We start from the raw sequence: 23562 nt of genomic DNA, 5'->3' as shown, positions 1-23562 counted from the left end.
TTATGGCTATATGGAATGAAGAAATCAAAAGTTGTGGGGATGAAACCCCGTCCCTATGATCGAAAGACATTTACCCGGGTTCGCCCGAGGCGGGCATTCATGAAGCTTTTCCCGATTTTTGCCGATCTGAAAGACAGGCGGGTCGTCGTGGTGGGCGGCGGCGCGGTGGCCGAGCGCAAGACGCTGGCGCTGCTGGAGGCCTCGGCCGACGTGGTCGTGGGCGCGCCGGAACTGACCCCGGCCCTGGCGGCGCTGGCGGCCGAAGGCCGCATCCGCCATCTCGCCGGCCGCTTCGACCCGGCCTGGCTGGACGACGCCTGGCTGACGGTCGCCGCCACCGACGACCGCGAGGCCAACGCCGCGGTGTCGCAGGCCGCCGGCGAGCGGCGCCTGTTCTGCAACGTGGTGGACGACCCGGAACTGTCGTCGTTCCAGGTGCCGTCCATCGTCGACCGTTCGCCGCTGATCGTGGCGATTTCGTCCTCGGGCGTGGCGCCGGTGCTGGCCCGGCGGCTGCGCGAACGCATCGAATCCCTGTTCGACCACACGCTGGGCCAGCTGGCCGCGCTGGCAGCCCGCTACCGCAAGCCCATCCGCGCCAGCCATCCGGACCTGGGCGCGCGCCGCCGCTTCTATGACTGGCTGCTGGACGGCCCGGTGGCCGGCCTGCTGCGCCAGCAACAGCCGGTGCAGGCCGAGGCGGCGCTGACCGCGGCGCTGGCGGCCCCGATCGCGCCGGCCGCCGGCAGCGTGGCGCTGGTCGGCGCCGGCCCCGGCGACCCCGGGCTGCTGACGCTGAAGGCCTTGCGCGCGCTGAACGAGGCCGACGTCATCCTGTACGACCGCCTGGTCAGCGACGAGGTCATGTCGCTGGCGCGACGCGACGCCGAACGCGTGGCGGTCGGCAAGCAGCCGGGCGAAGACCACCACGCCACGCAGGCGCGCATCCACGCGCTGCTGGTCGAGCACGCGCGCGCCGGGCGGCGCGTGGTGCGGCTCAAGGGCGGCGACGCCTTCATCTTCGGCCGCGGCGGCGAGGAACTGGAATACCTGCGCGCGCACGGCGTGCGCTACGAGGTGGTGCCGGGCATTACCGCCGCGCTGGCCTGTGCGGCCTACGCCGGCATCCCGCTGACGCACCGCGACCATGCCCAGTCGGTGCGCCTGGTCACCGCGCACTGCCGCGAGGACGAGGACAACCTGGACTGGGCCGCGCTGGCGCAGGAAAGGCAGACCGTGGCGTTCTATATGGGCGTGGGCCAGCTGGACCTGCTGACGCAGCGCCTGCTGCGCCACGGCCGCGCGCCGGACACGCCGTTCGCGCTGATCGAAAACGGCAGCCGGCCCGGGCAGCGGGTGCTGTCGGGCACGCTGCAACGGCTGCCGGCCCTGGCCGCCGAACACGCGATACGTTCGCCTGCCCTGCTGCTGGTGGGCGAGGTCGCGGGGCTGGCGCCGCGGCTGCGGTGGTTCGGGGAGTATGTCGAGGGGAATCTGGAGAGGATGGCGGCTTGAAGGGGGGATTGGCGGCTGGCGCCGCCTGATGGGTGTCGCGCGTTCGACGGTTGATTGCTTGCGCGAACCGGTTCGCGCTTTACCCATCCTACCCGATGCGTGATCGCGCGCATTGGGTCATCCCGCGCGTTGCGGCCATCCCGGGCATGCCGGGCATTCCGCAACCATCGTAGGATGGGTAAAGCGCGAGACGGTTCGCGTAAAAACCCCGCCGTCCAACGCGCGGCACCCATCACCCCGCCCGCCTATTCCGTCTTCTGCGTGGTGCCGAAGATCCGGTCGCCGGCGTCGCCCAGGCCCGGCATGATGTAGCCGTTTTCGTTCAGGCCGTCGTCGATGGACGCGGTGTAGATGTGCACGTCGGGGTGCTTGGCCAGCACGGTGTCGATGCCGACCGGGGCGGCCACCAGCACCAGGGCGCGGATTTCCTTACAGCCGGCGCGCTTGAGGAGGTCGATCGCGGCCACCATCGAGCCGCCGGTGGCCAGCATCGGGTCGACGATCAGCGCCAGGCGCTGGTCCAGTTCGCCGACCAGGCGCTCCAGATAGGTGTGGGCCTCCAGCGTCTCTTCGTTGCGGGCCACGCCCACCACGCTGACCTTGGCGCCCGGAATCAGGCTGAGCACGCCGTCCAGCATGCCGATGCCCGCGCGCAGGATCGGCACCACGGTCACTTTCTTGCCGGCGATCTTCTCCACCTCGACCGGGCCGCACCAGCCCTCGACGGTGGCCGGGGCCAGCGGCAGGTCCTTGGACGCCTCATAGGTCAGCAGCGCGCCGACTTCCTGGGACAACTCGCGGAAGCTCTTGGTGCTGAGGTCGGCGCGGCGCATGATCCCGAGCTTGTGGCGGATCAGCGGATGGCGGATTTCGTGCACGGGCATGTGCGTAACACTCCAGAATATTGATCAAGGGGTTGGTCGCCCCGGACGCAACCGCGGCAGCGCGGCGCTGCGCGCCGCCCGCGTCGAGCCGCTTCCGGGGATCGTAATCGGGTTTGGGGCCGGTGCGAAGTTCCTTTTTCTCTGTACAGGCCCCGGGGCACCGTTCGCTATTGTTCGGCGAGCCAGGCGATCAGCGCGTCGTCGAAGGCACGCACGGCGCCGGCCTGCTCGTGGTTGACGATGCTGACCACCACGTAGCGCTTGCCGCTGGCGCCCAGCACGTAGCCGGCGATCGCGCGCACGTCGCGCAGCGACCCGGTCTTGAGGTGGGCCATGCCCTGGGCGCCGTTGCCCTTGAGGCGGCGGCGCACGGTGCCGTCCACCCCGGCGATCGCGAAAGACGAAATGTACTCCGGCATCAGGGGAGAACTCCAGGCCAGGGTCAGCATCGAGGCCAGGCTGTCGGCCGAGACCCGGGCCTCGCGCGACAGGCCGGCGCCGTTGTCGATGACGAGTTCCGGCATGTCCAGGCCCTGCCTGGCCAGCAGGTCCTTGGCCACGGCCTCGCTGCTGGGCACGGTGGCCGGCCGCCGGCCGCGCTCGGCGCCCAGCGTCAGCAGCAGGGTGCGGGCCATGACGTTATTGCTGCGCTTGTTGATCTGGCGGATCGCCTCGGACAGCGTGGGCGAATCGTGCGAGGCCAGCACCACCGCGTCGGGCGGCACCACACCGGCGCGCACCTGGCCCTTGAACGTGCCGCCCAGCTCCTTCCACAGCATGCGGAACACTTCGGTGGCGTAGTCCGGCTGCGACAGCGCCAGCCGGTACAGGCTGAATTCGCCGCAGGAGCCGGCCACCTTGCCGTTGACGCGGATGGTCACGCCCTGCTGGGTGATCACCGGATCGGTGGTCACCACCGGCGGGCCGGGGCAGCGCACGTCGCTCCATTCGACGCGGCCCTCGATCTTCAGGCCCGGCAGCGGCGGATCGATCAGCGGCACCCACTTGTTGGCCACCGGATCAGGCGTGAACAGCAGGCGCAGCGCGCCGAAGCCCACCATCAGGGCGTCCGGGCTGGCGTTGTAGGCGCGGTCCGGAGCGCCGTCGAAAGCGCCGGGGTCGGTCGCGACCTGGCCGAAGATGCTGCGGTCTATGACCAGGTCGTTGATCTGCTTGACGCCCTTCAGGCGCAGCTCGCGCAGCAGCACCCACAGGTCCTGCAGCAGGAACTGCGGATCGCCGCCGGCCTTCAGGTACAGGGGGCCGGCCAGCGCGCCCTTGGCGTCGGGCCGCGCGCCGGGCGCCGTCATGAATTCGGTGCGCCAGACGTAGTTCGGCCCCAGCTCGGACAGCGCGGCCCAGGTCGTCACCAGCTTCATGACCGAGGCCGGATTGCGCGCTTCCTTGGCGTTCAGGGCCGCCAGGCGCGGACCGTTCACTTCCTGGACCACCAGCGACAGGGAACTGTCGGGCAGCTTGGTGGCTTTCCAGGCGCGGACCACGTCGGCCGGCAGGCCGGGAACCTGGGCGCAGGCGGCGCCCGCGGCGAGGGCCAGCAGCCCTCCCGCCAGCCACCGCTTCAGCCCGCCCCTACGCTTGTACCCTAGTCCCGTCATGCCACGCCCGTCCGGTTGCTCATCCAGCAAAAACGAGAGCATACAAAATCGGCAGGGCTTGCGGGCGCGGCGCGACGGCCGCTACTTCTTTTCAAGCTTCCATTTGCCGGCGGCGATGGTCGCCATCACCAGCGCGCGTTCGTCCAGGCCGTTATGGTCGGTCGGGCTCATCGTGACCACGCCGGTCGCGGTGGGCAGGTTCCTGACGTTCTCCAGCGCGTCGCGCAGCGCCGCCCGGAATTCGGCCGTGCCGGGCTTGGCCTGCTTCAGCGCCACCGGAATCGCCTGCTGCAACAGCAGGCCGACGTCCCAGGCATAGGCGGCGAACAGCGAGACGCTGCCCGCGCCGTTGGCGGCCTCGTATTTCCGGGCGAAGGCGCTGGCCGTGGCCTTGACCGGGTTGTCGTCGGGCAGCAGGTCCGCCACCATCACCGGGCCGACCGGCACCCAGGCGCCGTCGCAGGCGGCGCCGCAGACGCGCAGGAAATCGTTGTTGGCCACGCCGTGGTTGAAGTAGATCCTGCCCTGGTAGCCGCGCTCGCGCAGCGCCCGGGCCGGCATGGCGGCGGGCGTGCCCGAGGCCCCCACCACCACCGCGTCCGGCGCCGCGCCGACCAGCTTGAGCGTCTGGGCCACGGCCGAAGTGTCGGTGGGCGCGAAGCTCTCCTTGCCCACCACTTCGATGCCATGCTTCTTGGCCGCCTTCTCGACCTCCACCCAGAAGGTCTCGCCCAGCGCATTGTTGAAGCCGATGAAGGCCAGCTTCTTCACGCCGTTGGCGGCCGCGTGGCGCGCGATGCCCTCGGCCATCAGCGAATCGGAGTGCGGGGTCTTGAACACCCAGCGCCGCTTGTCGTCGACCGGCTCGATCAGGCGCGCCGACGAGGCCAGCGTGATCACCGGCGTGGCGCCGCTGGCCACCGTGTCCAGCATGGCCATCGTGTTGGGCGTGGTGCTGGACCCGACGATCAGGTCCACCTTGTTCTCCGAGATCAGCTTGTGCGAATTGCTGACCGCGCGGGTGGTGTCGGAGGCGTCGTCCAGCACCACGTACTCGACCTTGACGCCGCCGATCTCGGCGGGCAGCAGGCTGATGGTGTTGCGTTCGGGAATGCCCAGCGAAGCCTGCGGGCCGGTGGTCGACAGGGTGGCACCTATCTTCACCTGGGCCAGCGCGGGCGACGCGCCTAGGGCCAGCAGGGCCGCCAGCGCGGCGGCGGTCAGGGTATGGCGGGGAATCATGCGCGGTCTCCAGTGGTGGACGTACGTCGGTGGGCGGATGTCTGGTTATGCATGGCGCCGATCCGCTACGGCGTGAAACGGCGGTCAGGCGGCGCGCACGCCCGCAAGCGGCATGGCCTGCTCCATCAGGCGCTGCATGGAGTCCAGCACCAGGTCCTGCGGCATCAGCCCGAAGTTGTGCAGGCCGAGCACGTGGTCCAGGCCCATGTCGGCCAGCCGCGCCAGCTTGGCGGCCACGGTGGCCGGGGAGCCGAACAGCGACAGGCCGCTGGCGATGATGTCGTCGTAGACCTGCTTGCGGGCGTACAGCCGGGTATCCACGTACAGGTCGAAGGCGCGCGCGGCGCGCCGGCGCGCCTCCTCGTCGGTGGCGGCCACGTGCGTATGCAGCGCGACCGCCGCCATGCCGGCGGCGTCCCCGATGCCGGCCTCGGCCAGCCCGCGGCGGTAGTCCTGCATCATCTGGCCGATTTCCTCGAAATCGTCCACCGCCGCGTAGGGCACGAACAGCATGCGCCGGCCCTGGCGGCCCACGTGGTAGGCGGCCTCGCGCCGCAGGATGGCCACGTACAGCGGCACCGGGTCCTGCACCGGCTGCACGTTCAGGCGCACCTCGTGCAGGGTGTTGAACCTGCCCTCGTGGGTCACGCGTTCGCCGTGCAGCAGCCGCTCGACCAGCATCAGGTTCTCGTCGAAGCGCTCGCGCTTGGTCGCGGGGTCGATGCCGTAGCCGTCGAACTCATGCTTCAGGTAGCCCGAGCCCACGCCCAGCGCCAGCCGCCCTTGCGACAGCTGGTCCACCAGGGCATAGTTTTCCGCCACCGTCAGCGGGTTGTGGAAGGTCAGGATGGAGATGGCGGTGCCCAGCCGCAGCCGGCTGGTCTGCTGCGACAGCGCCGCCAGGAACACGGCGGGGTTGGGCACCGCGCCGTATTCGTGGAAATGGTGCTCGGCCACCCAGAAGGTGTCGTAGCCCAGCTGTTCGGCGCGCCGCGCCTGCTCCAGCACCTGGCTGTAGAGCTGGCCCAGCGTGCGCGGCTGGGACGGATAGTGGTCCTGGACCGAGAAGATGGACATCTTCATGGCTGGCTTGTCTCCGCGATTGTCCGCCGCTTGCGGCTGATGTATTTTTTAGTGATACACGTATTCTAATAAGCGACGACCCCATGTCAACAAACAGCAGTACCGGCATCCAGTCCGCCGAAATCGCGCTGGACGTGCTGACCCGGCTGGCCGAGCTGGGCGGTGCGCTGTCGGTGTCGGAGCTGGGCCGCAGCCTGGACATGCCGCGCGCCAAGGTGCACCGTTATCTGGTCTCGCTGGAGCGGCGCGGCTACGTCGAGCAGGACCCCGCCAGCGCCCGCTACCGGCTGGGCCCGCAGGCGCTGCATACGGGCCTGGCGGCGCTGGCCGAAGTGGATTTCGTGAAGCTGGCGGCCGGCTGCCTGGACGGCCTGAGCGCGGCCATCGGCCAGACGGTGTTCATTTCGGTGTGGGGCCAGCACGGCCCGACCATCGTGCAGTGGCGCGACGCGCGGCTGCCGGTGACCGTCAACGTGCGGGTGGGTTCGGTGCTGCCGCTGCTCAACAGCGCCACGGGCCGCGTCTACGCCGCCTGGCTGCCTGAAACCCTGGTCCTGCCGCGCGCGCTGTCCGAATGGGACGCGCTGCTGGCCCAGCACGCCGACGCCGCCCGCGCCCTGGACGCGCCCGAACCGCCGGCCGACCCCGCCGCCCTGCTGCGCCGGCAATGGCAGGCCACGCGCGAGCGCGGCTACGCCAGCGTCAGCGGCAACCTGCTGCATGGCATCGATTCGGCCGCCGTGCCGGTCATGGACGCCCAGGGCCGGCTGGCGGGCGCCATCACCGGCCTGGGGCTGCACGGCGGCTTCGACCTGGCGCCGCAGGGCCTGCCGGTGCGGGCCCTGGTCGCGGCGGCGGCCGACTGCTCGCGCCGTCTGGGCTGGAATCCGTCCCCCTGAACAAAACCCGCGCGCGGCGGCCGCTTTACAATACCGGGTTGCGCCGGGCTTGCCCGGCCCGTCCGTGCCATCAACGGCCGCCCTTTTCTGCCGTCCTGTCCGGGCGGATACCCGCGTGACCCAGTCCCTTACCGTTTCCGATTTCGATTACGACCTGCCGCCTGAGCTCATCGCCCAGACGCCCGCCGCCGAGCGCACCGGCAGCCGCCTGCTGCACCTGGATCGCGCCGGCCAGCTGCACGACCGGCAGTTCGCCGACCTGGCCGCGCTGCTGCGCCCCGACGACCTGCTGGTCTTCAACGACACCCGCGTCATCAAGGCGCGCCTGACCGGCCACAAGATCACCGGCGGCAAGGTCGAGGTGCTGGTCGAGCGCATCACCGAGCCCGACCGCGTGCTGGCCCATGTGCGCGCCAGCAAGTCGCCCGGCGCCGGCATGGTGCTGCGCCTGGCCGAGGCCTTCGACGCCACCGTGCTGGGCCGGGACGGCGAACTGTTCGACATCCGCTTCCCCGGCCCGGTGCTGGAACTGCTGGACGCCCACGGCGCGACGCCGCTGCCGCCCTACATCACGCACCAGGCCGACGCCGGCGACGACGAACGCTACCAGACGGTCTATGCGCGCGAACCGGGCGCGGTGGCCGCGCCCACCGCCGGCCTGCATTTCGACCAGCCCACCCTGGACCGCCTGCAGGCGCTGGGCGTGGCGCGCGCCTTCGTCACGCTGCACGTGGGCGCGGGCACCTTCCAGCCCGTGCGGGTCGACAACCTGGCCGACCACGTCATGCATGCCGAGTGGTACACCGTGCCGCAGGCCACGGTCGACGCCATCGCCGCGGCCCGCGGCCGCGGCGGCCGCGTCATCGCCGTGGGCACCACCAGCGTGCGCGCGCTGGAATCGGCCGCCGCCCAGACCGAGGGCCGCGCCGCCCCCGGCCTGCCGCTGGCGCCCGCCCAGGGCGACACCCGCCTGTTCATCACGCCCGGATACCAGTACCGTGTCATCGACGCGCTGGTCACCAACTTCCACCTGCCCCAGTCGACCCTGCTGATGCTGGTGTCGGCGCTGGCCGGCGTCGAACCGATACGCCGCGCCTACGCCCACGCCGTCGCCGAGCGCTACCGCTTCTTCAGCTACGGCGACGCCATGTTCATCGAATCCCCTGCCCCATGACCGGACTGAACTTCGAACTGCTCGCCACCGACGGCGGCGCCCGCCGCGGCCGCATCACGCTGAACCACGGCGTGGTCGAGACGCCCATCTTCATGCCCGTGGGCACCTATGGCAGCGTCAAGGCCATGCTGCCGCACGAACTGAAAGAGATCGGCTCCCAGATCGTGCTGGGCAACACCTTCCACCTGTGGCTGCGTCCCGGCACGCAGATCATGGAAAAGCACGGCGGCCTGCACGGCTTCATGCAATGGGACAAGCCCATCCTGACCGACTCGGGCGGCTTCCAGGTGTTCAGCCTGCAGGGCATGCGCAAAATCACCGAGGAAGGCGTCAAGTTCGCCTCCCCCATCGACGGCGCGCGCCTGTTCCTGACGCCCGAAGAGTCCATGCGCATCCAGCGTTCGCTGAACTCGGACATCGTGATGGTGTTCGACGAATGCACGCCCTATGAAATCGACGGCCGCCCCGCCACCGTCGAGGAAGCCGCCCGCTCGATGCGCATGTCGCTGCGCTGGGCGCGCCGCTCGCGCGACGAATTCGACCGCCTGGGCAACCCCAACGCCCTGTTCGGCATCGTCCAGGGCGGCATGTACGAGTCGCTGCGCGACGAATCGCTGGCCGGGCTGCAGGATATCGGCTTTCACGGCTACGCCATCGGCGGCCTGTCGGTGGGCGAGCCCAAGGAAGACATGATGCGCATCCTGGCGCACGTCACGCCCCGGCTGCCGCAGCACGCGCCGCGCTACCTGATGGGCGTGGGCACGCCGGAAGACCTGGTCGAGGGCGTGGCCCGCGGCGTGGACATGTTCGACTGCGTCATGCCCACCCGCAACGCCCGCAACGGCTGGCTGTTCACCCGCTACGGCGACGTCAAGATCCGCAACGCCAAGTACCGCGACGACACCCGCCCGCTGGACCCGAGCTGCGGCTGCCACACCTGCGCGAATTTCTCGCGCGCCTATCTGCACCACCTGCAGCGCGCCAACGAAATCACCGGCGCGCGCCTGAACACCCTGCACAACCTGCATTTCTACCTGATCATCATGCAGGAGATGCGCGAGGCCATCGCCGAGGGCCGCTTCGAGGCCTGGCGCGCCCGCTTCGCCGCCGACCGCGCGCGGGGGGTGGATTAGAATTTGAACAGGCCGCCGGCCCCTATATACAATAGTCGGCTTGCCCTATCCATGGCTCGCGCGGGGATGGGTGCAGAAAAATACAAACATGACCCTCCAAACATACTAAACGCAGGAGAATTCAATGTCCGTTATCGATACCGCCAGCCTCGTCGTGGCCCAGGCCGCCGCTCCCGAAGGCAATGCGCTGATGGGCATGCTGCCCATCATCCTGATGTTCGTGATCCTCTACTTCCTGATGATCCGTCCCCAGATGAAGCGCCAAAAGGAACACCGCAACCTGCTCGCCGCCCTGGCCAAGGGCGACGAAGTCGTCACCGCCGGCGGCCTGCTCGGCAAGGTCACCAAGGTCAACGACAGCTACGTCACCGTGGAAGTCTCGGAACTGGCCGACAAGCCGGTCGAAGTCATCATGCAGAAGTCCTCGGTCTCGACCGTGCTGCCCAAGGGAACCATCAAGGCCCTGTAAGCGTCCCACAGGGGCCCGCCGGGCTCCTGCGCCCGATGGTCCCCGCCGCCCGCCGCGCCCGCCGCCCGGGCGGCCCTTCTATCACTCTCTCATGAAGTAGCCGGCAATGAACCGCTATCCTCTCTGGAAGTACATTACGGTCCTGATCGCGGTCCTCATCGGCCTGCTGTACACGCTTCCCAATTTCTACGGCGAGTCGCCCGCCGTCCAGGTCTCCAGCGCCAAGGCCACCGTGAAGGTGGACAACGCCATGCTGAGCCGGGTCGAACAGGTGCTGACCGACGCCAAGATCCCTAACGAAGGGGTCTACTACGAACAGAACGGCACGCTGGGCACCGTGCGCGCCCGCTTCGCGTCCACCGACCTGCAGCTGCAGGCCCGCGACCTGCTCGACCGTTCCCTCAACACCGTCGCCGACGATCCCCACTACACGGTCGCGCTGAACCTGCTGCCGGCCTCGCCGGCCTGGATGCGCTCGCTGGGCTGGTTCGCGCCCAAGCCCATGTACCTGGGCCTGGACCTGCGCGGCGGCGTGCACTTCCTGCTGCAGGTCGACATGCAGGGCGCGCTGACCGCCCGCTACGACTCGCTGGCCGCCGACGTGCGCTCGGTGCTGCGCGACCAGAAGGTCAACGTGGCCGGCGTCGAACGCTCCGGCCTGGGCATCGCCGCCACCTTCGCCAACAACGATGACCGCGACCGCGCCATCTCCACGCTGCGCAGCCGCCTGCCCGACCTGGAATTCACCGAGCGCGAGGAAAACGGCAAGCCCCTGCTGATGGGCGCCCTGAATCCGGCCGCCGTCACCCGCGTGCAGGACTCCGCGCTCAAGCAGAACATCAACACCCTGCACAACCGCATCAACGAACTGGGCGTGGCCGAGCCGGTCATCCAGCAGCAAGGCGGCGACCGCATCGTGGTCCAGTTGCCCGGCGTGCAGGACGTGGCCAAGGCCAAGGAACTGCTGGGCCGCACCGCCACGCTGGAAATCCGCATGGTCGACGACACCCCGGCCGCGCAGGCCGCCCTGCTGGGCGGCACCGTGCCCTTCGGCCTGGAACGCTACAACGACCGCGACGGCCGTCCCATCCTGGTGCGCCGCCAGGTCATCCTGACCGGCGAAAACCTGCAGGACGCCCAGCCCGGCCGCGATTCGCAGACCCAGCAGGCCGCCGTGCACCTGACGCTGGACTCCAAGGGCGCGCGCATCTTCCGCGACGTGACCCGCGACAACGTCGGCAAGCGCATGGCCATCCTGCTGTTCGAGAACGGCAAGGGCGAAGTGGTCACGGCCCCGGTCATCCGCAGCGAAATCGCCGGCGGCCAGGTCCAGATCTCCGGCAGCATGACCTCCGAAGAGGCCGCCGACACCGCGCTGCTGCTGCGCGCCGGCGCGCTGGCCGCGCCCATGTCCATCATCGAGGAACGCACCATCGGCCCGAGCCTGGGCGCCGACAACATCGCCAAGGGTTTCCACTCGACGCTGTACGGCTTCCTGGCCATCGCCGTGTTCATCATCCTGTACTACCACCTGTTCGGGGTGTTCTCGACCATCGGCCTGACGCTGAACGTGCTGCTGCTGCTGGCGCTGCTGTCCATGCTGCAGGCCACCCTGACCCTGCCGGGCATCGCGGCCATCGCGCTGACGCTGGGCATGGCCATCGACTCGAACGTGCTCATCAACGAGCGCATCCGGGAAGAACTGCGCGGCGGCGCCTCGCCGCAGCAGGCCATCCACCACGGTTTCGAGCGCGCATGGGGCACCATTCTCGACTCCAACCTGACCACGCTGATCGTCGGCCTGGCGCTGTTGGCGTTCGGTTCCGGCCCGATCCGCGGTTTCGCGGTGGTCCATTGCCTGGGCATCCTGACCTCGATGTTCTCGTCGGTCGTGGGCGTGCGCGCGCTGGCCAACCTCTGGTACGGCCGCAAGAAGAAGCTCGCGTCCATCTCCATCGGCGAAGTCTGGAAGCCGAAGACCAACTGAACATGCTTGCGGGCGGCCATGCCGCCCGCCACCGAATAGCCAGGGCTAAAAATGGAATTTTTCCGGATTCACCGCACCATCCCGTTCATGCGCCACGCGCTGGTGCTGAACATCATCAGCCTCGTCACCTTCGTGGCGGCGGTCTTCTTCATCGCCACCCGCGGCTTCCACCTGTCGATCGAATTCACCGGCGGCACGGTCATGGAAGTCAGCTACGCCCAGACCGCGCAGCTGGAGAACGTGCGCGGCGTGGTCTCCAAGCTGGGCTACACCGACTTCCAGGTGCAGAACTTCGGCACCTCGCGCGACGTCATGATCCGCCTGCCCCTGCAGGAAGGCCAGACCTCGGCGACCCAGAGCGAAACCGTCATGGCCGCGCTCAAGGCCGCCGATTCCGGCGTCGAACTGCGGCGGGTGGAATTCGTCGGCCCGCAGGTCGGCCAGGAGCTGCTGCACAACGGCCTGATGGCGCTGCTGGTCGTGGTCATCGGCATCATGGTGTACCTGGGCTTTCGCTTCGAATGGAAGTTCGCCGTCGCCGGCGTGATCGCCAACCTGCACGACGTGGTCATCATCCTGGGCTTCTTCGCCTTCTTCCAGTGGGAATTCTCGCTGTCGGTGCTGGCGGGCGTGCTGGCGGTGCTGGGCTACTCCGTGAACGAATCCGTGGTCATCATGGACCGTATCCGCGAGAACTTCCGCAAGTACCGCAAGGCCGACGTGCACGAGGTCATCAACAGCGCCATCACGCAGACCATCTCGCGCACCATCATCACCCACGGCTCGACCCAGATGATGGTGCTGGCCATGCTGTTCTTCGGCGGCCCCAGCCTGCACTACTTCGCCATGGCCCTGACCATCGGCATCTGGTTCGGCATCTACTCGTCGGTGTTCGTCGCCGCCGCGCTGGCCATGTGGATGGGCGTCAAGCGCGAAGACCTGGTCAAGCCGGTCAAGAAGGAAGGCGAGGAAGCCGCCTGAGCGCGCCGCGTTCCTTCCCCAACCGACGACCCGCCCGCGTGGCGGGTTTTTTATTGCGCGCCGCGTGACATTTCCGTCCCTGGAAATGAAATCCCCGGCTCAAGGCCGGGGTGAAATCAGGTCTTACATGATGGGTCGTAGGCGCCTTGCGCACCCATTGGAAGCCATCACCAACCTGTACTGGATCGTACGCGCGCCTGTCCGTCCGGGTCAAGCCTGATCCAGGACAGGCTGGAGCACACTGGAGACCGCCCGGCCATGCCTCACACCCTGCAATACCGTCCCGTACTGATCGACGCGCTGATCAGCAATGAACGCATCGCCAGCTACGCCCGCGTCTTCCGGCCTTCCAATGACGTGGAGCTGATCGGCGCCTACCTCTGGAATGTCCATGTATGCAGCGCCTTGTATCCGCTGGTCAGCTCAGTGGAGATCGCCCTGCGTAACGCCATCGACCAGGCACTGGTCGCGGACATGGGCGCCTTCTGGTGGTCGGCCTCGAAGCTGAAATATCGTAGCTACAAGGCGGACGCGCCGCCGCCTCGTGCGGTGCAGGCGGTGCATGAAAATTTTGTCAAAGCCACCCGCAAGACCATCAATGAAATGCGCGGCCGCCATCATGTGCGTGGGCGGATCACTCCCCGCCACGCCGACGTTCTGGCGAAGGCGGAATTCTCGACGTGGGGCTACCTGCTCGATGCGGAATTCATGGGGCGTGGGCTGATCTGGCCCAAGCATTTGTCAGCCGTGTTTCGTGGCCCTTGGCCAGTACGCCGCGCCGGCGCCACGCTGGCTCAGGCTCACGATCTGGTAGCCACGGTCCGCGAGTTCCGCAATCGGCTCTTCCACCACGAACCAGCCTGGAAACGATATGGAGTCCATACCGAGGCGGACGCACTTCTGCATCTGCATGAAAAGCTCGATGTGGTCGAAAAGCTGCTGGGCTTGATACACCCGGAGAATCTACGGCTGTTGCAAGTCTACGGACTGCTGCTGGCGGCGCGCCGCAGCTGCACGGTCGAAGAAATTCGACGGTTCCAGCACCTGGCGCAGGTACACCGCGTTGAATCCATGGATGTCCTGGCCGGACTGGTGGCGCGGTGCCATGCGCGCAACGAAACCTTGGCGGCGCGATTGGGCCACAGCCCGTCAGCGCCGTTTCTGATTTCCCTGCCCTGAAAGACCGCTTGCTCAATACATAAGTATCCGCTAATGTATAGACATGATCGAGAACGACATCTTCAAGGCCCTGGCCGATCCGACGCGGCGCGCGATATTCGAGAAGCTGGCCGCGGGCGGCATGAACGCCAGCGCGCTGCGCGCGGGCATGGACATCAGCCAGCCCGCCATGTCGCAGCATCTTGCCGTGCTGCGCAAGGCCCGGCTGGTGCGGGAAAGCCGGCAGGGCCGCTACGTCAACTACCAGGTCGACCCCGACGGCCTGGCGCTCATCGCCGGATGGCTGGCGAAGTACCGCGCCTACTGGCCGGCCCGCGTCGACGCCCTGAAGGCCCTGCTCAAGGACATGGACCAATGAATCCGACCGCTCCCGAAGACCCGTCCCAGGACATCGTGCTCGAGTACGAGCTGGACGCGCCGCCCGAGAAGGTCTGGCGCGCCATCAGCATCCCCGAATTCCGCGAGCAGTGGCTGCCCGGCCAGGCGCTGGCCAGCCCCGAGCCGGTCGATGCGACGCCCGCCGAGGAACTGCGCTTGCGCCTGCGCGAGAACGAGCCGCCCTTTCTCGAAAGCCTGGTGACCTTCCAGCTGCAGCCGACCGGCGACGGACGCACCGTGCTGCGGATCATCCATGCGCTGGAGGACGTCCGCGGACGCATCGCCGCGAACGACGCCGCGCCGTTCATGTGCGCGGCCTGAAAACGAAAACCCACGCAACACAGGAGACAGTCCATGCAGGGCGTCATGCAATACGTGCCGATGGTGGTCGAGCAGTCGGGCCGCGGCGAACGGGCCTTCGACATCTATTCCCGGATGCTGCGCGAGCGCATCATTTTCCTGAACGGCGAGGTCAACGACTCGGTGGCCGCGCTGGTCTGCGCCCAGCTGCTGTTCCTGGAATCCGAGAACCCCACCAAGCCGATCCACCTGTACATCAACTCGCCCGGCGGCGTCATCACCAGCGGCCTGGCCATGTACGACACCATGCAGTACATCACCGCCCCGGTGCATACGCTGTGCATGGGCACCGCCCGTTCCATGGGCTCGTTCCTGCTCATGGCCGGCCAGCCCGGCGAGCGCTGCGCGCTGGCCAATTCCAGCCTGCACGTGCACCAGCCGCTGGGCGGCTTCCAGGGCCAGGCCTCGGACGTGCTGATCCACGCCGAGGAAATGCAGCGCACCAAGGACCGCGTGATCCGCGTCTACGCGCAGCACTGCGGGCGCAGCTACGAAGAGGTCGAGCGCACCCTGGACCGCGACCGCTACATGAGCGCGGAGGAAGCGCTGGAGTGGGGACTGATAGACCGTATCCTGACGCGGCGCGAAATCGGCTGAGGCGCGATGCTGGGCTACCATAGCCCATCATGAAACTCGCCATCGATCACCTCGTCATCGCCGCCGCGGACCTCGACAGCGGCACGCGCTACGTCGCCGAGCGTCTCGGCATCTCGCCGGCCGGCGGCGGCGCCCATCCGCGCATGGGCACCCACAACCGGGTCCTGGGCATGGCCGAGGGCATCTACCTGGAAGTCATCGCCATCGACCCGCGGGCCGAGCCGCCGGCGCGGCCGCGCTGGTTCGGGCTGGACCAGGACGCCGTGCGCGCCCGGCTGGCCCAGGGCCCATACCTGGCCCACTGGGCCGCCCGGGTCGAGGCGCCGCTGGACCTGAGCCGCATGCAGGCCGAGCACCCCGACCGCCTCGCCCCCGCCATCGCCATGACGCGCGGCGCGCTGCGCTGGCGGCTGACGGTGCCGGACGACGGCAGCCTGCCGGCCTGGCGCGAGGCCGGCGTTGCCGCGGGCGACGGCCTGCTGCCCACGCTGATCCAATGGGACGTGCCGGACTACCCCGGCGTGAGCCTGCCGCGCCAGGACCTGGCGCTGCTGCGGCTGAGCGGCAGCCATCCGCAGGCCGGGCTGCTGCGCCAGGGCCTGGCCTGGATGGGCGCGGACCACCTCATCGAACTGGAACAGGCCGACGGCCCGCCCCGCCTCAGCGCGCAGATCGCAACGGCGCAAGGCCTGCGGACCCTGTCCTGAGCGCCTCTTGCGCATCCCTTTGACACCCTATCCGGAGGAGATCCATCCATGCCCGCCCCGCGCAAGCGATTCGACGAAGACCCCTACCTGGACCGGTGCGAGGCCACCGTGGTCGCGGTCGGTCCCGAAGGCATCGAACTCGACGAGACCGTCTGCTATGCGCGCAGCGGCGGACAGGCCGGCGACAGCGGCACGCTGACCCTGGCCGACGGCCGCGTGCTGGCGCTGGCCGATACGCTGTACGCGGACGACCGCCAGCGCATCCTGCACGTGCCGCAAGGCGACGCGCTGCCCCAGGTGGGCGAGCGGGTGACGGTGGCCATAGACTGGCCGCGGCGCCACCGGCTCATGCGCCTGCATACCTGTCTGCACTTGCTGGGATCGCTGGTGCCGGCGCCGGTGACCGGCTGCAATATCTCGCCCGATTCGGCGCGCATCGATTTCGACCTGCCCGAGTCCACGCTGGACAAGGCCGACCTGACCGAGCGCCTGAACGCGCTGGTCGGCGCCGCCATCGGCGTCAGCGTCGACACCATCACGCCGGAACAGCTGGCGGCCGAGCCGGACCTGGTGCGCACCGTGGGCGCGGCGCCGCCGGCCGGCACCGCCAGCATCCGCATCGTCGAGATTCCGGGCGTGGACCGCCAGCCCTGCGGCGGCACGCACGTGGCCAATACGGCCGAAATCGGCGCCGTGGCCGTGACCAAGATCGAAAAGAAAAGCCGCAGCAACCGGCGCGTGGTGGTGAACTTCGCCTGAGCCGGGGCGCCCGGGCCTCAGGCTTGCGGGCCGGGGCTCTTGCGCCACCAGCGCCACGGCGCGCGCAGCGGCCATTGGTAGCGCCCGTCCAGCACACGCGGCGCCAGCATGTGGCCCACCAGCACCGCGATGCCGGCGGCGGTCATGACGTCGGACAGATAGTGGTCCAGGTTGACCAGCCGGCTGACGGCCACCAGCGCGGCCAGCAGCAGGAAGACCCAGCGCCAGCGCGGCGCCAGGATGCCCAGCACCACGGCCACGGCGAACGCCGCGTAGGTGTGGCTGGACGGGAAGGAGTTGAACAGCTGCGAGCGCGAGAACGATTCGCCCAGCCCGTAGACGCCTTGCTCGAAATAGAGCTCGGGGCGCGCGCGCGCCACCGAACGCTTGAGCACCAGCACCACCAGCCCGCCCACCGCCATGGTGGAGAGCATCAGCAGGCTGCCGCGGGCCATGCTGGCATAGCTCATGCGCATGGGATTGCGCCAGCCGCGCGCCAGGCCGATCAGGCCGATCACGTAGAACGCCAGCGCCACGCCGATGTAGCGGCCGCTTTCGCCCAGTTCGCCCACCCATTCGAACGATTCGTTCACGTTCTCGGTCACCGACTGCTTGATCCACACGGCCAGGGGCAGGTCTATCCACAGGGCGCTGGCGCCGGCGGCCAGCGCCAGCGCGCAGCCCAGCAGCACCCAGGTCAGCGGCGAAAACGGATTACGCCAGCTGCCAGTCGCGGGCGCGCCGGCGGCGCTTTCGGCCCCGGCGACGGATACCGGAGGAATCGGGGGATTGGGGGTCATCGGCACCGCTATCGGGGGGAATGAGATTGGTTACAACCGCCTGAATGGCGGCGGGCACGCTATCGTAACGGCCCTTGCGCCGCATTCCAAGAAACAAATTTCACGCAAGGGTTAAAATTCCGCGTTTCCCCTCTTTCTGCCCCCGGGATCTACACCCGTCACGGCGACCACCATGCAAGAAATCTCCATCAAGCGCGCGAACGCCGCGCACGACGGCGCGGCCGACGCGCCCATGACCGCAGGCAGCGGCTCCCCCCGCAAGCTGTACATCCGCACTTTCGGGTGCCAGATGAACGAGTACGACTCCGACAAGATGGCCGACGTGCTGCGCGGCGACCAGGGGCTGGAGCTGACCGACGACCCGGAAGAAGCCGACGTCATCCTGTTCAACACCTGTTCGGTGCGCGAAAAGGCGCAGGAGAAAGTGTTCTCCGACCTGGGCCGCGTGCAGCACCTGAAGAAGATCAACCCGGATCTGGTGATCGGCGTGGGCGGCTGCGTGGCCAGCCAGGAAGGCGAGGCCATCGTCAAGCGCGCGCCCTACGTGGATGTGGTGTTCGGTCCGCAGACGCTGCACCGCCTGCCCGAGCTGATCCAGCGCCGCCGCGCCGAGGGCCGCTCGCAGGTGGACATCAGCTTCCCGGAGATCGAGAAGTTCGACAACATGCCGCCGCCGCGCGTCGAGGGCGCCACGGCCTTCGTGTCCATCATGGAAGGCTGCAGCAAGTACTGCAGCTTCTGTGTGGTGCCCTACACCCGCGGCGAGGAAGTCTCGCGTCCCTTCGAGGACGTGCTGGTCGAGGTGGCCGACCTGGCCGACCAGGGCGTCAAGGAAGTGACGCTGCTGGGCCAGAACGTCAACGCCTACCGCGGGCGCATGGCCGACAGCGGCGAAATCGCCGACTTCGCCATGCTGCTGGAATACGTGCACGAGATTCCCGGCATCGAACGAATCCGCTACACCACCTCGCACCCCAAGGAAATGACCCAGCGCATGGTGGACGCCTACGCCCGCCTGCCCAAGCTGGTGTCGTTCCTGCACCTGCCGGTGCAGGCCGGCAGCGACCGCGTGCTGGCCGCGATGAAGCGCGGCTACACCACGCTGGAGTTCAAGTCCGTGGTGCGCCGCCTGCGCGCCGCCCGTCCGAACCTGACGCTGTCCTCGGACTTCATCGTCGGCTTCCCGGGCGAGACCGAGGAAGACTTCGAAAAGACCATGAAGCTGATCGAGGACGTCGGTTTCGACACCTCGTTCTCGTTCGTGTATTCGCGCCGTCCGGGCACGCCCGCGGCCGACCTGCACGACGACACCCCGCAGGACGTCAAGCTGCGCCGCCTGCAGCGCCTGCAGGCGCTGATCAACCAGCAGGCCGCCGAAATCGCCCGCAACATGATCGGCACCCGCCAGCGCCTGCTGGTCGAGGGCCCGTCGCGGCGCGACCCCAACGAACTGATGGGCCGCACCGAGAACAACCGCATCGTCAACTTCGCCGCTCCCGCGCGGCTCATCGGACAAATGGTCGACGTCATCATCACCGAAGCGCACACCAATTCGCTGCGCGCGCGGGTGGCCGACGTGGACCGCGATTCCCCAGAGGCCGAATGACCACACCCCGCTCCCGCGCCCGTCGCAGCATGCCCGCCGTCGTCGTCCTGGACGGCGACAACACCCATCTGGCCAACCTCTGCGGCCCGCTGGACGAAAACCTGCGGCAGCTGGCCGACGGCATGAACGTCAAGCTGTCGCGCCGCGGCAGCCGCGTCACGATAGAAGGCGAACTGGCCGAGCTGGCCGCCCGCGTCCTGCGCCGCTTCCATGAACAGGCCGTGCACCGCGCGCTGTCGGTCGACGACATCCAGCTGGGGCTGGTCGAGATCGGCGTCGGCCGCCAGGAAGCGCAGCTGAAGGAAGAGCAGGCCCAGGCGCTGGACCCGCTGCCGCCGCTGGACGACGAAAGCGACGGCATCGCGCTGCGCACCAAGCGCAGCGACCTGCGTCCGCGCACGCCGCGCCAGCGCGACTACCTCAACAACATCCTCAAGCACGACATCACCTTCGGCGTCGGCCCGGCCGGCACCGGCAAGACCTGGCTGGCGGTGGCCTGCGCCATCGACGCGATGGAGCGCGACACCGTGCAGCGCCTGGTGCTGACGCGCCCGGCGGTCGAGGCCGGCGAGCGCCTGGGCTTTCTGCCCGGCGACCTGGCGCAGAAGGTCGATCCGTACCTGCGGCCGCTGTATGACGCGCTCTACGACCTGATGGGCTTCGAGAAGGTGCAGCGCCTGTTCGAAAAGCAGACCATCGAAATCGCGCCGCTGGCCTATATGCGCGGACGCACGCTGAACCACGCCTTCGTCATCCTGGACGAGGCGCAGAACACCACGCCGGAACAGATGAAGATGTTCCTGACCCGCATCGGTTTCGGCAGCAAGGCCGTCATCACCGGCGATCCGTCCCAGGTGGACCTGCCGCGCGGCCAGGACAGCGGCCTGGCGCACGCGGTCAAGGTGCTGCACGACGTGCAGGGCATCGCCACCACCCGCTTCACCAGCCGGGACGTGGTGCGCCATCCGCTGGTCGCGCGCATCGTCGACGCCTACGACCGCGCGGCGGAAAGCGAGGAGTGACCCGTGCACAGTGATCCCGCGAAGCCCGGACTGTCGCTGTCGGTGCAGTACGGCGTGCAGGAAGACCGGCTGCCGCGCTGGCGCCTGCGCCGCTGGGCCGAACGCGCGCTGGCCGGCGCGGCCGGCGACGGCCTGGTGGAATTCTCGGCCGCCGAGCTCAGCCTGCGCCTGGTCGGCGCGGCCGAGGGCCGGCGCCTGAACCGCGATTTCCGCGGGCGCGACTACGCCACCAACGTGCTCACCTTCGAGTACGGCGTGGACCCGCTGGGCGTGGCCCGCGGCGACATCGTCATGTGCGTGCCGGTGCTGGTGCGCGAGGCCCGCGAACAGCGCAAGCAGCTGCTGGACCACGCCGCCCACCTGACCGTCCACGGCGTGCTGCACGCGCTGGGCTACGACCACATCAAGGCCCGCGAGGCCAAGCGCATGGAAGCGCTGGAAACCGCCACGCTGGCCGCCATGGGCATCGCCGACCCCTACCTTGAGTCCTGAAAACGGCCCCTCGGGACAACCCTGAGAAATTGCCGAAAAATGGCGTGCAGCAAGGCGCAGATGGCGGGGGTTCCGCGCATTTCGGACCACCGCGTTACAAATTGGAAGCCAGTTTCGGTTATGCTGGCCGTTCCGCAACCTGTCCTCCCGGACGATGTCTGACCCTTACCCTGCTCCTGAAGCGACGCCTGCTCGCTCTACCAAACCCGCCACCAAATCCCTTCTAGACCGCCTGCTTTCCCTCGTGCGCCGCGAGCCCGAGGACCGCGAAGGCATCAAGGCCGTCCTGGAAGCCGCGCACGAGCGTGAACTGCTCGATGCCGAGTCCTACAAAATGATCAAGGGCGCGCTGGCCGTGTCCGAAGGCACCGTCGGCGACATCATGGTCCCGCGCTCGCGCATGGACCTGCTCGACGTCACCCAGCCCCTCGCCCATCTGGTCGCCTCGGTCATCGAGACCGCGCACTCGCGCTTCCCCGTCTACGAAGGCGACCGCGACAACATCATCGGCATCCTGCTGGCCAAGGACCTGCTGCGCTGCATGCTGGAACCCGGCATCGAAGTGCGCACGCTGGTGCGCCCGGCCGTGTTCATTCCGGAATCCAAGCGCCTGAACGTGCTGCTGCACGAGTTCCGCGCCAGCCGCAACCACCAGGCCATCGTCATCGACGAGCACGGCGGCATCTCCGGCCTGGTCACGATGGAAGACGTGCTGGAACAGATCGTCGGCGACATCGAAGACGAATTCGACGAAACCGAGGAAGACTCCATCTTCCCGGAAGGCGAGAACCAGTGGCGCGTCCTGGCCGCCACCGATATCTCGCATTTCAACGAAGTGTTCGGCTGCCAGCTGCCCGACGACGAGTACGACAGCGTCGGCGGCTGGATGGGCGGCCAGCTCGGCCGCATCCCGCGCCGCGGCGACACCGCCGAATTCGACGGCCTGCGCCTGGAAGTGGCGCGCGGCGACGCGCGCCGCGCCATCTGGCTGCGCGTCAAGCGCAACGCTCCCCCCTCAGCCTCCCTGCCCTCTACCGACGCATGACGAGTCCCACTCGCGGCCGCATCCTGCGCGGCGCCGCCGGCCTGCTATTGGCCGGCGCCGTGCACGCCCTGACTTTCTCGCCCGGCCCCCTGCCCGACTGGGCGCTGGCCGGCATCCAGATCCTGATGCTGGCCATCGCCGCGCGCGTGACGCTGTACGCGCCCTCGGCCCGCCAGGCCTGGGGCCGCGGCTGGCTGTTCGGCTTCGGCACTTACGCGCTGGGGCTGTACTGGATCTTCATCAGCCTGCACCGCTACGGCGACCTGTCGGCGCCGCTGTCGGTGGCGGCGGTGCTGGCGCTGTCGGCTTTCCTGGCGCTGTTTCCGGCCACCGCCGGCGCGCTGGCGCGCCGCTACGCGCCGCTGGCGCCGGACGCCGCGCCCGCGCGCATCCTGTCGGCGACCCTGGCCTGGGCCGCGATGTGGGCGGCGTTCGAATGGCTGCGCGCCGTGCTGCTGACGGGCTTTCCGTGGCTGAACATCGGCTACGCCCAGGTCGACGGCCCCATCGCCGGCTGGGCGCCGCTGCTGGGCGTGCACGGCATGGCGTTCATTTCCGCCTTCGCCGCCGCCGCGCTCGCCAGCCTGTGGCAGCCCTCGAAAAAATCGCGGCAGGGCTCGCGCCACGCGCTGGCCGCCGGCATCGCGCTGGCGCTGGCCGCGGCCGGCTGGCCGCTGTCGCGCATCGACTGGTCGGCGCCCGCGGGCGAGCCGCTCAACGTGCGGCTGGTCCAGGGCAATATCGAGCAATCGCAGAAATTCGACCCGGCGCTGCTGGAACAAAGCCTGGCGCGCCACCTGGACCTGGCGGCCATGCCGCCGGCGCCCGGCGTGCCCGATCCGCAGCTGGTCATCCTGCCGGAGACCGTGCTGCCCGTTTTCCAGGACCAGCTCGATCCGCGCGTCTGGGACGCCTGGCGCGGCGTGGCCGCGCAGCGCAATACCGTCATCGCCATGGGCGTGCCGCTGCACGACCGCGTGGACGGGCGCGACCGCTACACCAACAGCGTCATGGGCTTCGACGGCAATACGCCGGTGGAGCACCTGGTGGCCGGCGCCACCGCGATGCGCTACGACAAGCGCCATCTGGTGCCCTGGGGCGAATACGTGCCGCCGGGCTTTCACTGGTTCGTCGACATGCTGAACATTCCGCTGGGCGACTTCGACCGCGGCGCGCGGCGCCAGGCGCCGTTCGCCGTGGGCGGCCAGCACATCGCGTTCAACATCTGCTACGAAGACCTGTTCGGCCCCGACCTGCTGCCCGCGCTGCAGCCCGGCCCCAACGGCGAACCGGGCGCCACCATCCTGGTGAACGTCAGCAACCTGGGCTGGTTCGGCGACACCTGGGCGCTGCGCCAGCACCTGCAGATCGGCCGCCTGCGCACCATCGAAACGGCGCGGCCCATGCTGACCTCGACCAATACCGGCATCACCGCCGCCATCGACGCCAAGGGCCGCGTGGCGGCGCAGCTTGCGCCGCTGCAGGCCGGCGTGCTGCCGGTGTCCGTGCAGGGCATGACGGGCCTGACGCCCTACGCCCGCTTCGGCGACAAGACCGCGCTGGCCCTGATCGGGCTGGCGCTGATCGCGGCCGTGGGCAGCGGCCGCAAGAGCCGCCGCGCGTAAACGTACGCG

Annotated in this window: 23 protein-coding genes; 18 read left to right on the top strand and 5 right to left on the bottom strand. The window is 68.7% G+C overall.

What is annotated here, in order from left to right; genetic code table 11:
• The first annotated feature begins 99 nt into the window (after positions 1-99).
• A complete protein-coding gene (cysG, locus tag AC1M14_RS05900; protein WP_102773695.1) occupies positions 100-1515 on the top strand; it encodes a siroheme synthase CysG in 1416 nt (471 codons plus the stop codon).
• Between the two features lie 245 nt (positions 1516-1760).
• Here cysG and upp read toward each other — a convergent pair whose 3' ends face one another.
• The 4 genes from upp to AC1M14_RS05880 form a co-directional block, all read right to left on the bottom strand.
• A complete protein-coding gene (gene upp, locus AC1M14_RS05895; RefSeq protein WP_102773696.1) occupies positions 1761-2399 on the bottom strand; it encodes a uracil phosphoribosyltransferase in 639 nt (212 codons plus the stop codon).
• Between the two features lie 167 nt (positions 2400-2566).
• Positions 2567-4015, bottom strand: coding sequence for a D-alanyl-D-alanine carboxypeptidase/D-alanyl-D-alanine endopeptidase (gene dacB, locus AC1M14_RS05890; RefSeq protein WP_102773697.1), 1449 nt, complete (start codon positions 4013-4015; stop codon positions 2567-2569).
• Positions 4016-4096: 81 nt separating this feature from the next.
• Positions 4097-5257 (bottom strand): ABC transporter substrate-binding protein, encoded by a 1161-nt coding sequence (locus AC1M14_RS05885; RefSeq protein ID WP_111825666.1) that lies wholly within the window; start codon positions 5255-5257, stop codon positions 4097-4099.
• An 84-nt stretch (positions 5258-5341) separates the two neighbouring features.
• On the bottom strand, positions 5342-6340 hold the full coding sequence (locus AC1M14_RS05880; protein ID WP_479731193.1) for an LLM class flavin-dependent oxidoreductase: 999 nt from the start codon (positions 6338-6340) through the stop codon (positions 5342-5344).
• Between the two features lie 83 nt (positions 6341-6423).
• On the opposite strand from AC1M14_RS05880, the gene AC1M14_RS05875 reads away from it, so the two are divergent.
• The 12 genes from AC1M14_RS05875 to AC1M14_RS05820 all read left to right on the top strand — a co-directional run bounded on the left by AC1M14_RS05875 (position 6424) and on the right by AC1M14_RS05820 (position 16963).
• Entirely contained in the window at positions 6424-7239 is an 816-nt protein-coding gene (locus AC1M14_RS05875) for an IclR family transcriptional regulator (protein ID WP_102773700.1), read from the top strand.
• A 115-nt stretch (positions 7240-7354) separates the two neighbouring features.
• The gene (queA, locus tag AC1M14_RS05870) at positions 7355-8413 is read left to right on the top strand and encodes a tRNA preQ1(34) S-adenosylmethionine ribosyltransferase-isomerase QueA (protein ID WP_111825668.1); all 1059 of its coding nucleotides are present in this window, start codon (positions 7355-7357) and stop codon (positions 8411-8413) included.
• Entirely contained in the window at positions 8410-9546 is a 1137-nt protein-coding gene (gene tgt / locus AC1M14_RS05865; protein WP_479731192.1) for a tRNA guanosine(34) transglycosylase Tgt, read from the top strand. Before queA ends, tgt begins: the two co-directional genes overlap by 4 nt.
• Before the next feature lie 124 nt (positions 9547-9670).
• Positions 9671-10015 carry a preprotein translocase subunit YajC gene (yajC, locus tag AC1M14_RS05860; protein WP_102773703.1) on the top strand — a complete coding sequence of 115 codons (345 nt, stop codon included), beginning with the start codon at positions 9671-9673 and terminating at the stop codon, positions 10013-10015.
• A gap of 106 nt (positions 10016-10121) precedes the next feature.
• Entirely contained in the window at positions 10122-12002 is a 1881-nt protein-coding gene (gene secD / locus AC1M14_RS05855; RefSeq protein ID WP_102773704.1) for a protein translocase subunit SecD, read from the top strand.
• A gap of 51 nt (positions 12003-12053) precedes the next feature.
• The gene (gene secF, locus AC1M14_RS05850) at positions 12054-12983 is read left to right on the top strand and encodes a protein translocase subunit SecF (protein WP_102773705.1); all 930 of its coding nucleotides are present in this window, start codon (positions 12054-12056) and stop codon (positions 12981-12983) included.
• Positions 12984-13241: 258 nt separating this feature from the next.
• On the top strand, positions 13242-14162 hold the full coding sequence (locus AC1M14_RS05845) for a CAAX protease (protein WP_479731191.1): 921 nt from the start codon (positions 13242-13244) through the stop codon (positions 14160-14162).
• 43 nt (positions 14163-14205) lie between these two features.
• On the top strand, positions 14206-14520 hold the full coding sequence (locus AC1M14_RS05840) for an ArsR/SmtB family transcription factor (RefSeq protein ID WP_102773706.1): 315 nt from the start codon (positions 14206-14208) through the stop codon (positions 14518-14520).
• Complete coding sequence (locus AC1M14_RS05835) at positions 14517-14861, top strand: SRPBCC family protein (protein ID WP_102773707.1); 345 nt, start codon at positions 14517-14519, stop codon at positions 14859-14861. The genes AC1M14_RS05840 and AC1M14_RS05835 overlap by 4 nt, the downstream gene beginning before the upstream one ends.
• 33 nt (positions 14862-14894) lie before the next feature.
• Positions 14895-15497: an ATP-dependent Clp protease proteolytic subunit gene (locus AC1M14_RS05830; RefSeq protein WP_102773708.1), complete on the top strand. Its 603-nt coding sequence runs from the start codon at positions 14895-14897 to the stop codon at positions 15495-15497.
• 29 nt (positions 15498-15526) lie between these two features.
• The gene (locus AC1M14_RS05825; RefSeq protein ID WP_111825669.1) at positions 15527-16204 is read left to right on the top strand and encodes a VOC family protein; all 678 of its coding nucleotides are present in this window, start codon (positions 15527-15529) and stop codon (positions 16202-16204) included.
• 48 nt (positions 16205-16252) lie between these two features.
• The gene (locus AC1M14_RS05820) at positions 16253-16963 is read left to right on the top strand and encodes an alanyl-tRNA editing protein (RefSeq protein ID WP_479731190.1); all 711 of its coding nucleotides are present in this window, start codon (positions 16253-16255) and stop codon (positions 16961-16963) included.
• 17 nt (positions 16964-16980) lie between these two features.
• Here AC1M14_RS05820 and AC1M14_RS05815 read toward each other — a convergent pair whose 3' ends face one another.
• Complete coding sequence (locus tag AC1M14_RS05815; RefSeq protein ID WP_479731189.1) at positions 16981-17763, bottom strand: phosphatase PAP2 family protein; 783 nt, start codon at positions 17761-17763, stop codon at positions 16981-16983.
• Positions 17764-17935: 172 nt separating this feature from the next.
• Between AC1M14_RS05815 and miaB the strand changes: the two genes are divergently transcribed.
• The 5 genes from miaB to lnt all read left to right on the top strand — a co-directional run bounded on the left by miaB (position 17936) and on the right by lnt (position 23553).
• On the top strand, positions 17936-19369 hold the full coding sequence (miaB, locus tag AC1M14_RS05810) for a tRNA (N6-isopentenyl adenosine(37)-C2)-methylthiotransferase MiaB (protein ID WP_102773712.1): 1434 nt from the start codon (positions 17936-17938) through the stop codon (positions 19367-19369).
• Positions 19366-20391: a PhoH family protein gene (locus AC1M14_RS05805; RefSeq protein WP_102773713.1), complete on the top strand. Its 1026-nt coding sequence runs from the start codon at positions 19366-19368 to the stop codon at positions 20389-20391. The genes miaB and AC1M14_RS05805 overlap by 4 nt, the downstream gene beginning before the upstream one ends.
• Positions 20392-20394: 3 nt before the next feature.
• On the top strand, positions 20395-20883 hold the full coding sequence (gene ybeY, locus AC1M14_RS05800; protein ID WP_168202167.1) for an rRNA maturation RNase YbeY: 489 nt from the start codon (positions 20395-20397) through the stop codon (positions 20881-20883).
• Between the two features lie 154 nt (positions 20884-21037).
• Positions 21038-21928 carry an HlyC/CorC family transporter gene (locus AC1M14_RS05795; RefSeq protein WP_102773714.1) on the top strand — a complete coding sequence of 297 codons (891 nt, stop codon included), beginning with the start codon at positions 21038-21040 and terminating at the stop codon, positions 21926-21928.
• Positions 21925-23553 (top strand): apolipoprotein N-acyltransferase, encoded by a 1629-nt coding sequence (lnt, locus tag AC1M14_RS05790; RefSeq protein WP_479731188.1) that lies wholly within the window; start codon positions 21925-21927, stop codon positions 23551-23553. Before AC1M14_RS05795 ends, lnt begins: the two co-directional genes overlap by 4 nt.
• The last annotated feature ends 9 nt before the right edge of the window (positions 23554-23562 follow it).

The sequence above is a fragment of the Achromobacter sp. SX5 genome, assembly GCF_056711425.1.
The sequence above is the reverse complement of the archived record's forward strand: the minus strand, read 5'-3'. Positions and strand labels throughout refer to the sequence as shown.